Raw genomic sequence first — 13,005 nt, 5'->3', positions numbered from 1 at the left:
GCGCTAACGTAGCGGCCTTCTCGTCGTGGAGGGGATGCGGGACATGAGCCAGAACGGAAGCAGTGCCGAGAGCGCGCGCGTGCGCTGGCTGGTGGTGGGTGCCTTCTCCCCGTCTCCCTCGGGTCGGCGCTTCCCGCTCACGGTGAACACCTTCGGGGATGAGCTCACGCGCGCCGCCAGCGGGCTCCGCGTCACCGTGGCTGACCGGCTCGGAGCAGGTGACACGCGCACCGTCGAGCTGTCCTTCGACCGGCTCCGCGCCTTCAGCTTCGCGGACGTCATCACCCGCGTCCCGGAGCTGCGCGCCCTGCAGCACCTGCACGAATCGCTGTCCACGTCCGACCCGCTGCGCACGCTGACGCCCGAAGAGGCCGCCACGCGCGTGGCCACCGTCACCGGCCCGGGCCGCCTGCCGGACGCGGTGGCCGAGGCCCTGCGCGCCGCCTCCGCCCCGCCGGCCGCGCCCACCGCTCCGGCCGCGCCCACCGAATCTGGCGAGGACCTGGTGGAGACGCTCCTCAGCCGCGCCGACGCGAGCACGCCCGCCGCCGCGTCCCGCGCGGTGGATGCCTTCCTGCGCGCCATCAATCCGCGCGTGCCCGCCACGCCCGCGCCCGTTGTCACGCCGGAGGCCGCCACCCGGCAGACGGCCCGGGATTTGGTGGAGGAAGCGCTGCTCCTCACGGCGAAGGACCTGCTCGGCGCCGAGCCCGTGGCCCAGTTGGAGTCCGGGTGGCGCGGCCTCAAGTGGCTGCTGGACCAGGTGCCCGCGTCCTCGGGCATCTCCGTGGAGGTGCTGGACGTGGCGCGCGCCGGGCTGCTGGACGCCGTGCAGGGCGCGCTAGGCGCCGAGCCCTTCGAACGCCCTGACGCCGTCTTCATCGTGGATGCCACCGACGACGTCGCCCTCCTGGGCAAGCTCGCGGCGATGGGCGAGCGCGCGCAGCTTCCGGTGGTGGCCGCCGTGTCCGCGCCGCTCCTGGGCGTGGCGCAGGCGGAGCTGGCCACGGCGCTGGAAGAGGAACGCGAGCAGGTCTCCGAGGCCTGGACGGAGCTGCGCCAGGACGAGTCCGCGCGCTGGCTGTGCGCCGTCATCAACCGCGCGGTGGTGGCCAGCGAGGGTCGCGGCGCGGCCCGGCGCGTGAGCTTCACCAGCCCCGCGGTGGCGGTGGCGGCGATGCTGGCGGCCAGCTTCCGGGACACCAGCGCCTTCGCGCGCATCATGGGCCAGCAGGGCGGACTGAAGGCGCCCGCCATGTGGGAGCTGCCCACCGGCCGCGATACCGGGCTGAGCATTCCCACCGAGCACTTCCTCCCCATCCGGGCGCAGGCGCGGCTGGAGGAGCGCGGCATCCTGGGCCTGGGCAGCGGGCGCAACGCGGACGCGGTGCTGCTGGCCGCCGCGCCCATGGTCTTCGGCGGAGGCTACGCGGTGCCGCTGCCCGCGCAGCTGCTCACCGGGCGCATCGTGCGCTTCGCTACCTGGGTGCGGGACCAGCTCCCCGCGGGCACCGGCGGCGACGACGTGGACGCCATCTTCTCGCAGGCCGCGGAGGTGTTCCTCTTCCGGGGCGCCACGGAGAACGGGCAGCTGCGCGGCCAGTTGGTGGCCACGGACAACGGCCGCGGCGTGCACGTCACCGCGACCGTCCGCCCGGAGCACGCGGGCACGCGCTTCCAGCTCGCCTTCACCCTGCCGCTGCGCGGCTGAAGTCAGTCCTTCTTGAAGCGCAGCACGTAGCCTTCGAGGAACACCGTGGGCAGGTCCAGGTCGCCCACGGGTTCGCGCACGAAGCCCCGCCGCAGGTACATGCGCCCCACGCCCTCCGCGCCCCTTCGGACGTGGAGGCACACGGCGTCCACGCCCCACTCCCGGGCCAGGGCCTCGGCGGCGTCCATGAGCGGCCGGGCCAGCCCGGTGCCATGGTGACTCACGGCGGTGGCCAGCCCGCGCAGGTCGGCGGCGTTGGGCAGCCAGGCCTCGGAGCCCGGCGCGCCCGGCTTGAAGAGCGCGACGGTGCCCACCACCTGCCCGTCCACCTCGGCCACCAGCACGGTGGCCACCTTGCGCCGGGACGCGACGTCCCGCAGCTCGCGCTTGCGCTCGTCGCCATAGACGACGTCCGGGAGCTTCTTCGCGTACTGGGTGAGGAAGGCCTCCACCAACAAGTCCCCCACCACCGCGTCATCCTCGGGCCGTGCCTCGCGAACGAGGGCCCGCTCCACGACATGCCGGGTGTCCATGGCCCGGAACTCTACGACTGGCCGCGCGTCCGCGCGATTTCACCCCAGCCAGTCGCGCTCATGTCTGCGTGCAGGCCGACACTGCGTCGGCGTCACCACGCGCCCAGGGTGCCAATCAGGTTGCCCGTCTTCGCGTCGAAGACATCCAGCCACACCCAGTGAGGGACATAGATGCGCCCACCGTGCTCCCGAATCTGGGACACCCCCGAGCCGCTCCGGGAGTTGGGAATGGGGACGTCCCACCCCACGCTCCCCTTCTGCAGGTCCCTACGAACGAGCTGCTCCCCGCCCTCCTTCAACGCGTAGACCATGAAGAGCGAGTCCTCGGAGAAGTCGACGACGTCCACCGTGGACTCCTTCACGTTCCTGGGGTCCATGTCGGCGACGTTCTCCGCCCACAGCGCGGCCTTCTCGCCCCGCCGGAACACCGCCACCATGGGCACCCGGCTCCCAGGGCTCCGTGCCCCCATCGCGACGTCCAGGTCCTCGAGCTTGTAGACGTTCTCCGCCCGGAATCCGGGAACGGCGGGAAGGTTGCGCGGGCGCTCACAAGGGACGGGACTCTTCCTGAACACCGGAACGAAACAGAGATGGTGGCTCCATTTGACCGGCACGCAGGGGGGCGGAGGCTCGATGGCGGGCCGGGCGGTCGCCGTCTTCGTGTTGAACAGGAGGTTCTGCCCATCCACCACCTCGACCCAGACGGACTCGGTGTCGCCCTTCGGGATGCAGAGCCTGCTGGGCTTGTCCGAGAGCGCCACCCGCCCCAGCGGCTTGCCTGTCTTCGGCTCGAGGAGATGCACCGCGCCCGGCTCACTCATCACCACGCGGCCGCCCTGGTGAACGACGTGCACCGCGCCGGACAAGTCCGAGATCGTCCCCTCGAGGTCCGCTTCCCAGAGCAGGTCGAGCGACTTCCCATCGAACGCGGAAACCTGGTTGCGCGTCTCCGTCTTTCCGGGAACGAGACTGAGGCGACGGATACGGCCGATGATGTCGTCCGTTCCGTCACCGTTGAGGTCCACGGCGAGGGGAACACCCTGGGAGTCCCATTGGAACTTCGCCTTCTTCTCCGCCACCGGTGGCGGCGCCACGACGACGGGAGACGGCTCCGGGACGCTCGTGGGGGTGGGCCCGCCGGTGGACTCCGTGACGGAGCTGAAGCTGTAAAAGGCCACGAGCCCCGCCGTGAAACAGAGCGACAGGATGCCTCCCACCAACAGGCCGCCCGTGTTCCCTCCCGCCCCCGTCGAGGCCGGCGCCTGATACTCGGGACGCGGCGCCTTCTCGCCCTGCGTGTCGATGGAGGCGTTGCAGTAGCCACAGGTGTAGAGCACCCGGCCTTCCTCGAGGACGATGGGCGCATGACAGCGGGGGCAACGAGGCGATGTCGGGCGGGCGCGAGCCATGCCCGGTTTCTACCATCCGGCCCTGCACTGCTGCGTCAGAGATAGTTGCCGATGAACCACGGCAGCCGCTCGCCCAGCTTCTGCAAGAGCCCGCGCCGCCTCCACCCGCTCCAGTGAATTTCTCGCGAGTGGCGTAAATCTTTCTCAAAAGATGCGGCGAGCCGCGCCGCCAGCGCCGGGTCCTCCACCACCACCGAGCACTCCTCCAACGTCGTCAACGCCAGCGGGTCCATGTTGGTGGAGCCCACGACGGACAGGGAGTCATCCACGAGCATCGTCTTGGAATGCATCATCGACAGCTCGTACTCCCAGATGCGCACGCCACCCTCCAGCAAGCGCGCATACGTCGCCCGCTGCGCCGCGTGCACCGGCCCGACGTCATGGTGCCGCCCGGGCACCAGCACCCGCACATCCACGCCCTGCTTCACCTTCTCCAACAACATGTCACTGATGGCGTCGGAGGGGATGAAGTACGAGTTCGCAATCCAGAGCCGCTCCTTCGCCGCCGCGATGGTGAGCAGCGTCATTCGCCGCGCGTCCGACAGGAACCGGTTGTCCGTGCTGGCCACGAAGCCCGCGCGCGCGTCCCCTGCGTAGCGCGGCTCCGGGAAGTCGGTCGCGGGCAGGAAATCCCCACCTGACTCCTGCCAGTTCTGGGCGAAGGCGACCTGCATGTCCCGCACGGCCGGGCCCTCCACGCGGATGTTCATGTCGCGCCAGTAATCCGCGCCCTGCGCATTCCCCATCCAGCTCTTCCAGATGCCCCAGCCACCCGTGATGCCCACCTCGCCATCCCGCACCACCAGCTTCCGGTGGCTCCGCGCCCGGAGACGGACCGCGTCCAGGGCCACGAAGTCACCTTGGATGGGCCGGAAGTAGCGCGCGTCACAGCCGCTGGCCGCCAGCGCGGGCATCACCGCCTCGAAGTTGACGCTGCCCAACGGGTCCACGAGCACGCGGCACGCAACCCCGGGCCGCCGCGCCGCCAGCGCCCGCACCAGCCGGTCCGACGGCTCACCGGGCCGCCAGATGTAGCTGGTGATGTGGATGCTGGTGTGCGCGGCGAGAATCTCCTCTTCGATGGCGTCGAAGATGAAGCCGTTCTCCACCAGCTCCACGCGGTGGCCCGGCACCAGCGCCACGCCCAGCGACTGGAAGAACGCGAGCGAACGCGCCTCCGGGCTGCTTCCCGGCAATGAGCGCAGGCGCAGGTCATGCCGGTGATTGGGAGCGGGGCACCCAGCGGCAATCAACACCACGGGCACGAGCCAGGCGAGCTTCACTGCCGGAAGCTAAGCGCCCATGGCCCGCAGCGCACCTGCCGATGTCTCACGGAAGACACCCCGAGACGCGTAAACGGCACATCTCCACCGTGAGGGTGGAAGCCCCCGCCCCGCGTGCGCACCTTCGGGACACACCGCGTGTCGCCAATGCCCAACGTGCCTTCTCACCGACGCTCCACCCTCGCGTGCACGCTGCTGCTGGGCTGCCTGCTGCCCACCGTGAGTCACGCGGTCGCCGCGGACGCACCGCTGCGCGACACCCCACCTTCCGAGCCTCGTTCCAAGTACTTCGACACGCCCGCCGCCCCGTCACCAGGAAGAGCGGCCGTGCCCACGTACATCGAACCGGAGGACGTGCCGCTCCCCAAGGGGGCCTGGGTGGCGCACGCCGGGCTCGCGTTGCTTCCCGTGGCCGGCGTCTGGGGCGCCAGCCGCGTGGGCGGGGACACGCGCGTGGGTGCCACCGCGACGGAGACGGCGGCGGGAATGCTCCTGGGCGCCATCCCCTCGCGGCTCCTCTTCTTCCGCCCCGCGGCGCCCAGCCCGGGGCGGTGGATGGAATTGGAGACCGTGGCCTTCAGCGGCGGCTTCGTGCTGACACCGCCCCTGACCGCGCTCGGGACGTGGGGCCTGGGCGAGCTCGCCTTTGGCAAGAGTCACCATCCGGGCCGTGCCTACCTGGGCGCGCTCGGCGGCGCGGCGCTGGGCACGCTGTTGGGCGTCATCGTCCACGAGTCCCTGGTGAAGCTGTCCAAGCCCAGCGCCCGCTTGAAGAGCGGCCGTCAGCTCATCGCCCTGGGATTCATCGGCGTGGGCGCGACGTTGGGCTATCAATGGGCAGGCGGTGGACCTCGCCCAGACGGACACACGCAATAGTTCCGCTGCATCTGTTTCACACACACACGCGTTGTGCACCGCCCAAGGCCTTGCAGTCTCAGACGCAGTGCGTGTGACACGCGGCGCATTGTGATTGTCAGACCTGGGCTCCACACTCCGCCGCGCTGTACGGACACCGCTGTTGGAGAGACCGCAATGACTGCTCGCAAGCACCTCCGAATCGCCGTCGTCCTCACCGCCGCCGCCGCCGTGCTGGGCCTGGGAATCACCATGACGCCGGCCACGGCCGTCGCCGACGACTGCCAGCCGCCCTGCTACAAGCACCCCATCACCGGTGAGTGGATTTGCGGCACCCCGTGTCCGTAATCCCCGGACACACGTGCTGAAACACCTGGGGCCTCTTCCGCACCGCGCGGAGGAGGCCCCGTTTCATTCCCAGCCACCCTGCGGCACCGGCGTGGCGTCAGTCCGTCCGCATGGCCTCCACGGGGTCCAGCTTCGCGGCGCGCGCGGCCGGGTAGATGCCGAACAGCAGGCCCACGCCGCTGCTCATGGCCAGCGACAGCATCACCGCCCAGGCCGGCACCTGCGCGGGCAGCCCCACCATCCACTTCGCCAGGTGCGCCAGGCCCATGCCCAGGCCCACGCCCAACACGCCCCCCACCAGCGACAGCACCACCGCCTCGATGGCGAACTGCGCGAGGATGCGGCGCTTCTTCGCGCCCAGCGCCTTGCGGATGCCAATCTCCCGGGTGCGCTCCGTCACCGCCACCAGCATGATGTTCAGGATGCCGATGCCGCCCACCAGCAGCGACAGCATGCACACGCCGAAGCTGGCCGCGGAAATCACCTTCGAGATGTTGTTGAACATCTCCGTGGCGCTCTCGTTGGAGAACACGAAGAAGTCATCCTCCTCCAGCGGCTTCAGGTTGTGGCGCCGCCGCATCAGCAGCGTCACCTCGTCCTGCGCGCGCTGGAGCACCTCCGCCGACTGGGCCTGGACGCTCACCCGGTAGTTGCGCACCCCGAACAGCGCCTTGTAGACGGACAGCGGCATCATCACCTGGTTGTCCTGGCTGCCTCCGCCCATGAAGCTGCCGCGGCGCTTGAGCGTGCCAATCACCTGGAAGCTGCGCCCCAGGATGCGGATGTTCTGCCCCAGGGGCTGCACGCCCGGGAACAACGTGTCCGCCAGGTCCTGGCCAATCACCGCCACGCGGCGGCCGTCCAGGTACTCCGCGTCCGTGAAGGGCCTCCCGAACTCCACCACCACCGAGTTCGTCTGGAAGTACTCCGGCGTGCCGGCCCAGATAGTCACATTGGGGCGCGACTCGCGCTGCTGCGTGGACACCTTCTGTCCACCCTTGGAGTCCTCCGCCGCCGCCAGCAGCACCGACGGCTGCAGCCGGATGGCCTCCAAATCGCCCTCGTTCAGCCGGGGCCGCCGCGCCAGCTCCGCCAGGGACAGGTTTCCGCCGAAAGGCAGCCGCTGCACCTGGAAGCAGTCGGAGCCCAGCTCGGACATGCTCTCGTTCACCTGGATGCGCAGGCCCTCGATGAGCCCCATCATCGACACCACCGTGGTGGCGCCAATGACGATGCCCAGCAGCGTCAGGAATGAGCGCAGCAGGTTGGAACGGAACGTTCCGAACGCCAGCCGCAGGGTGTCCCAGATTGCCATCATCGCCGCCGTCTCCCGTCCATCACTCGTGGCGAAGCGCTTCCACCGGGTCCAGGTTCGCCGCCCGCGCCGCCGGCCAGATGCCGAACAGCAGCCCCACCATCGCCGCGAACCCCACGCCAGCCACCACCGTCAGCGGCTCCACCGCCGCCGCCAGGGGTGTAATCAAGGACACGATGCGCGCCAGCCCCAGGCCCACCACCGTCCCCATGGTGCCGCCCAGGGCGGACACACAGGAGGCCTCCATCAGGAACTGGAGGATGATGGTGCGCTTGCGGGCCCCCAGCGCCCGGCGGACGCCAATCTCCCGCGTCCGCTCGCGCACCGACACCAGCATGATGTTCATGATGCCGATGCCGCCCACCAGCAGCGTGATGAGGCCCACGCCCATGGCCGCGCCATAGAGCGCCCCGGTGAGCTGCGCGTACATGCTGGCCAACTGGTCCGGCCGGTTGATGGCGAAGTCGTCCGGCAGCCCCGGCGGCGTGTTGCGCTCCCGGCGGAGCACCGCGGTGAGCTTGTCCACCACCGCTGGCGCATGCTCCGGCGACGTGAGGGCCACCGCGATGTTGGGTGAGCGCTTCTTGCCGAAGTGCGCCAGGAAGGTGCGGAAGGGCACCATCACCACCAGGTCCTGGTTCTCTCCCAGGATGGTGCCCTTGGCCTCCAGTGTTCCCACCACGCGGAAGGGCTTGCCCTCGAAGAGGATGCGCTGCCCCACCGGGTTCACTCCGGGGAAGAGCGAGCGCACGAGCTCCGCGCCGATGACGGCCACCTGCGCCCGGTTGTCCACGTCCGCGTGGGTGAGGAAGCGGCCCCGCTCCAGGGTGAACGAGCCCACCGTGGCGTAGTCCGGCGTGGTGCCCACCAGCAGCACCGAGCCGATTTTGCGGTCCAGGAAGCGGCCCTCCACGCGCTCGAAGAAGAGCGGCGCCGCGGCCAGCACGTGCTCGGACGCGTTGAGGATGGGCGGCACCAGGTCCGCGCTCAGGTCCTTGCGGTTGCGGTACGACCACCAGTCGCCGTTGAGCGTCCAGGGGAACTTCGAGATTTGGAGCGTGTTGGCGCCAATGCTCGAAAGCTGGTCCTCAAAGGAGCGGTTGATGCCCTGGATGATGCCGACAATGGCCAGCAGCGTGCACACGCCCACGCCAATGCCCACCGTCGTCAGCACGGTCCGCAGGCGGTTGGAACGGAGCGAGAACAGCGCGATGCGCGCCCCCTCCCACACATCGACCCGGATGCTCACGTCAGATTTTCTCCGCTGCGTTGCACGTCGCGCTGTTGATACGGGCCCCGGAACGGGTGATTGCACGCGACATTCCCTCGGTGCAAATGCAGCGTGACGGAAATCCGTCTGGAACCCCGCGCGAAGCGGTTCCCGGCCCATCCGTGTAGGTGTCCCACTCCCGGGACGTGCCGGCCCCCACACCCAGCATGCGCCCGCGCGGCCACCCCCTGTCTCCACGCGGGGTGGGAACGGAAGGCCGCTGGGACTACGGGATGACCGTCACGGAATCGCCCTGGATGCGGACGTTCAGGATGGCCTCGTTGGGGAGCACGTCCGCTTCCTCGATGATGTCCTGCTCATCCACGCCCACGCGCAGGGAGTACGTGCCGTCCGTCAGGTCGGTGATGTCAATCCACTGACAGGGGATGTCGGCGACGTAGATGTCCGTCCAGCCGGCGGAGATGCTCATCCGGTCGAATGAGAGATGGTAGGACGCCGCGTCATCGCACTGGCGCTGGTAGTCGATGAGGTAGAAGCCCTGCTTGCGGCCCTCCACGACTTCGTTGCCCTGCGCGTCCCGCAGCGCGTACTGGGCGAAGTTGGTGAGGTGGTCATGGCCGTGGCACTCGTCCCAGATGTAGAGGTCCGGCCGCTCGTCCCAGCCGGGCACCACGGCCGCCGCCGAGCCCAGGTTCTGGATGGAGGTGCTGAAGCGCAGCAGGCGCCGCTCACCGGGCGCGGGCACGCAGCCCTCCAGTATCTCGCAGGAGTCAGCGGCGAAGGTGCGGCGCTCCACGTACAACGTGCGGGCCAGCACGTCCGCGTCCACGGCGAGGTCCGCCTTGCCGTGCTCCGGGTCCAGCGTCAGGCCACATCCCGCCACTGGCGGCAGATACGGTGCCGTCGCCGGCTCCGCGGGCACCTGGCCACCACCGAGAATGACGACCCGGCCCGCTGGCCCGCCGACGAGCCCCGTCGGGGGCGCCAAGCCCGCCACCAGGTCATCGAAGCCGTCTCCGTTCAGGTCTCCCGGCGGGATGACGGCGAAGCGGTTGAAGCCTCCGTACCCCTGCGGCAGGACGTCCGCGCGGGGCCAGGACCACACGGGATTCAGCGCCGAGGAGACCCCTTCCGCCGGTGAGTAGAAGTACAGCCGCCCGTCAGAGCCCACGACGAAGTCCTGGCGCTGGCCGTCTCCGTCCACGTCCCCCACCGAGGTGATGGATAAGCCGAAGTTCGCGAAGACGGGGTCGCCCATGGCGGACCACGTGGGGGCGGAGGCATAACCGCCGCCCGCCTCCGACAGGTGGAGCCGCACCGTGCCACCGCCCGGCCCCGTGAAGCGCTCCGGCACCCCGTCCCCATTCACGTCCGGGAAGAGGCTCAGCGACTGGCTGTCCACCGTCCAGAAGGGCTGCGCCGCGAGCCCGCCCTCACACGGCCCGGGACTGCCGGACTTGCAGCCAGGCACCAGCGAATAGCCATCCCCCATCGAACTCGACAGCACGAGGTCCTGTGCCCCATCCCCGTCCACGTCTCCCGCGCGGCGGACGGAGCCGGTGTAGAGCGGCTCCGCGCGCTCCACCAGGGTGAAGGGCCCGCCCGGCGCACCGGGCGTGGCCAGGAAGACGGACACCGCCAGCCCCCTCACGCTGACCACGTCATCCAGGCCGTCCCCGTTGACGTCCGCGAAGACGGCGTTGTTGTACACGCCGCCGCCGGGCACCACGAACGCGGGCTCGGTGAAGACGCTGGCCAGGTCCGCCTGGCCCTTGAAGACGAGCGCGCCGTACTGACCGGAGACGAGCACGTCCGCGAAGTCGTCCCCGTCCACGTTGCCCGTGGACACCGTCATCCGGTTGCCATTGGCCCTCGAGTTCGCGTTGCGCCAGTCCATCACCGCCGTCACCCCCTGCGTGGAGAAGTACGGCGCCTCACCCGCGAAGAGCGACACCCGGCCGGGGTCTCTCGTGAGCGAAAGACACGGGGGCGCGGCGACGACCAGGTCCCTCTGGCCATCGCCATTCACGTCGCCCAGCGCGATGGAGCGGCCGAAGCAACCGGTGGCGTGCGCGGGGTCGTGCTCCACCTGCCAGAGCGGCACCTCGGAGAGGAACGTGCCTCCGTCCCCGGCTCCCGCGTCTGGCTCACCCGCATCGGGAGCGCCTGCGTCGGGCGCCCCTCCGTCGGGCTGCCCGGCATCCGGCGTGCCCGAGTCGGGTTCCCCCGGCTCCACGGGGTCATCACAGGCGCAGAGTGAAACGGCCAGCAGCGAGGTCAGGGCGACAGCGCGAATGCGTTGCATGGGGTGTTGTCCGGGAAACGCGTCGCGGGCCGGTCCCTCGCGACGTCTGGGATTGGACGTCCGCAGCGTATAGACCGTTCACTCCACGCAACGCGAAGTGCTTGCCCGGTGCGGGGCATCTCCCGGCGCGCTGCCCTCGCGGCGCCGGAACGGGCGCAATCTTGCCGCCGCACGGAAACATCTGGTGCCGCAAAGGGGCTCTGCTGGTGGCCGTCTGCTAGGAACGTCCCCACCTTTCCCCTGGCGCTCCCTGTCCCGGGAGCCACCGCGACACATGGCCCCGTCCGCCGCTCCCGCCACCGCCGATGCGCCATCCGCCTTCCCGGCGTTCACGCGCGCCCAGAAGGTCTTCACCCTGCTGGGCGCGGTGCTGGGGCTCTTGCTCGCCGCGCTGGACCAGACGATTGTCGCCACCGCGGGGCCGGCCATCCAGGCGGACCTGCGAATCCCCGCCTCGCTCTACCCGTGGCTCACCACGTCGTACTTCGTCGCGTCGACGATGATGGTGCCCGTGTGGGGCAAGCTGTCGGACCTGCTGGGCCGGCGCGCGGTGCTGGCCGCGGGCATCGTCATCTTCCTCGCGGGCAGCTTCCTGTGCGGCGTGGCGCGCTCCACGGTGGCGCTCATCCTCTTCCGCGCCGTGCAGGGGCTGGGCAGCGCGGCGCTGTTCACCGCCGCGCTGGCGGTGGTGGCCGACCTCTTCGAGCCGCGTGAGCGAGGCAAGTACCAGGGCCTCTTCGGCGCCATGTTCGGCCTGGCCAGCGTGGTGGGTCCGCTGGCCGGTGGGTTCATCACCGACCACCTGGGCTGGCACTGGGTGTTCTTCATCAACCTGCCCGTGGGCGCGGTGGCGCTGGCGCTGGTGCTGTTGCGCATGCCACGGCTGAAGCCCCAGCGTGATTCCCGGGGTGGGTTGGACCTGGTGGGGGCGTTCACGCTCGCGGTGGCGCTGGTGCCGCTGCTGCTGGCGCTCAGCCTGGGGAAGCAAGACGGCGGCGATTGGGCATGGACGTCGTGGCGCATCCTGGGCCTGTTCGCGCTGTCCACGGTGGGCCTGGTGGCCTTCCTCTGGGCGGAGCGGCGCGCGCCCGAGCCCCTGCTCGACTTGAAGCTGTTCCGCCTGCGGGCCTTCAGCGCGGGCAACGCGGCGGTGTTCATCATCGGCGGGGCGTTCCTGTCGGGCGTCGTCTTCCTGCCCCTGTTCATGGTGAACGTGGTGGGGCTGTCGGCGACGCGCTCGGGGCTCACGGTCATGCCGCTGACGCTGGGCGTGGTGGCGGGGAACGTGTTGAGCGGGCAGCTCGTATCCCGGGTGGGCCGCTACAAGGCGCTGCTGCTGGGCTCGCTGGTGCTGCTGATTGCGGGCTTCGCCGTCATGGCCTTCACGCTGACGCCGGACTCCACCCAGGCGGAGGTGACGGCGAAGATGGTGCTGGTGGGCCTGGGCCTGGGGCCTTCGATTCCGCTCTACACGATGGCCATCCAGAACGCGGTGCCGCCGGACCAGATTGGCGTGGGCACGGCGGCGGCCACGTTCTTCCGGCAGCTGGGCATGACGCTGGGCGTGGCGCTGCTGGGGACGGTGTTCGCGTCCACGCTGTCCTCGGAGCTGGAGACGCGCATGGCGCAGGCCACCGCCGCGCTCCCGGACACCGTGAAGGCCGAGGTGATGCGCGCCGCGCCGGGCGTCAGTGGCGAAGGCGGCCCCACCGGGCAGGTGTTCCGCGCGGAGGAGGTGAAGGCGCGGGTGCGCGCGGAGTTCGACGCCGAACGGCGGACGGCCGTCGTCCCCGAGGCCCGGGCAAAGGTGGACGCGGAGGAGCGGCAGGCGCTGGCGGCGGTGGACGCGGCGGGCCGGGCGTTGAAGATGGCGTTCACTCGCGGCGTCTCCGCCGTGTACCACGTGGCCCTGTTCATCGCCGGTGCGGCGCTGCTGGTGACGCTGTTCCTGCCGGAGCAGCACCTGCGCCGCAAGCGCCGGCGCCTCCAGTCCGCGCCGGAGCCGTAGCGGCCGC

10 protein-coding genes are annotated in these 13,005 nt (G+C 70.3%); 4 read left to right on the top strand and 6 right to left on the bottom strand.

The features are described from left to right. Positions 1 to 43: 43 nt before the first annotated feature. Positions 44 to 1,711 carry a type VI secretion system contractile sheath domain-containing protein gene (locus OZ403_RS00445; RefSeq protein ID WP_237081679.1) on the top strand — a complete coding sequence of 556 codons (1,668 nt, stop codon included), beginning with the start codon at positions 44 to 46 and terminating at the stop codon, positions 1,709 to 1,711. 2 nt (positions 1,712 to 1,713) lie between these two features. Here OZ403_RS00445 and OZ403_RS00440 read toward each other — a convergent pair whose 3' ends face one another. From OZ403_RS00440 to OZ403_RS00430, 3 genes are all read right to left on the bottom strand, one after another. Then, positions 1,714 to 2,244 carry a GNAT family N-acetyltransferase gene (locus OZ403_RS00440; protein WP_140786582.1) on the bottom strand — a complete coding sequence of 177 codons (531 nt, stop codon included), beginning with the start codon at positions 2,242 to 2,244 and terminating at the stop codon, positions 1,714 to 1,716. 92 nt (positions 2,245 to 2,336) lie between these two features. Continuing rightward, entirely contained in the window at positions 2,337 to 3,653 is a 1,317-nt protein-coding gene (locus OZ403_RS00435) for an outer membrane protein assembly factor BamB family protein (protein ID WP_268783221.1), read from the bottom strand. 35 nt (positions 3,654 to 3,688) lie between these two features. Further along, complete coding sequence (locus OZ403_RS00430) at positions 3,689 to 4,936, bottom strand: phospholipase D-like domain-containing protein (protein WP_140786580.1); 1,248 nt, start codon at positions 4,934 to 4,936, stop codon at positions 3,689 to 3,691. 147 nt (positions 4,937 to 5,083) lie between these two features. On the opposite strand from OZ403_RS00430, the gene OZ403_RS00425 reads away from it, so the two are divergent. Both OZ403_RS00425 and OZ403_RS00420 read left to right on the top strand, forming a co-directional pair. Next, positions 5,084 to 5,812 carry a hypothetical protein gene (locus OZ403_RS00425; protein ID WP_268784933.1) on the top strand — a complete coding sequence of 243 codons (729 nt, stop codon included), beginning with the start codon at positions 5,084 to 5,086 and terminating at the stop codon, positions 5,810 to 5,812. 156 nt (positions 5,813 to 5,968) lie between these two features. Beyond that, a complete protein-coding gene (locus tag OZ403_RS00420) occupies positions 5,969 to 6,139 on the top strand; it encodes a hypothetical protein (RefSeq protein ID WP_163884368.1) in 171 nt (56 codons plus the stop codon). 97 nt (positions 6,140 to 6,236) lie between these two features. Here OZ403_RS00420 and OZ403_RS00415 read toward each other — a convergent pair whose 3' ends face one another. The 3 genes from OZ403_RS00415 to OZ403_RS00405 form a co-directional block, all read right to left on the bottom strand. After that, a complete protein-coding gene (locus tag OZ403_RS00415; protein ID WP_140786579.1) occupies positions 6,237 to 7,457 on the bottom strand; it encodes an ABC transporter permease in 1,221 nt (406 codons plus the stop codon). Between the two features lie 19 nt (positions 7,458 to 7,476). Continuing rightward, positions 7,477 to 8,703 (bottom strand): ABC transporter permease, encoded by a 1,227-nt coding sequence (locus OZ403_RS00410; RefSeq protein WP_140786578.1) that lies wholly within the window; start codon positions 8,701 to 8,703, stop codon positions 7,477 to 7,479. A gap of 247 nt (positions 8,704 to 8,950) precedes the next feature. Beyond that, positions 8,951 to 10,990: a lysyl oxidase family protein gene (locus tag OZ403_RS00405; protein ID WP_268783220.1), complete on the bottom strand. Its 2,040-nt coding sequence runs from the start codon at positions 10,988 to 10,990 to the stop codon at positions 8,951 to 8,953. 274 nt (positions 10,991 to 11,264) lie between these two features. Here OZ403_RS00405 and OZ403_RS00400 point away from each other — a divergent pair, with 274 nt between their 5' ends. Then, positions 11,265 to 12,998, top strand: coding sequence for an MDR family MFS transporter (locus OZ403_RS00400; protein ID WP_140786577.1), 1,734 nt, complete (start codon positions 11,265 to 11,267; stop codon positions 12,996 to 12,998). Positions 12,999 to 13,005 lie beyond the last annotated feature (7 nt).

It is taken from the genome of Myxococcus sp. NMCA1, assembly GCF_026810205.1.
Taxonomy (GTDB): domain Bacteria; phylum Myxococcota; class Myxococcia; order Myxococcales; family Myxococcaceae; genus Myxococcus; species Myxococcus xanthus_A.
The sequence above is the reverse complement of the archived record's forward strand: the minus strand, read 5'-3'. Positions and strand labels throughout refer to the sequence as shown.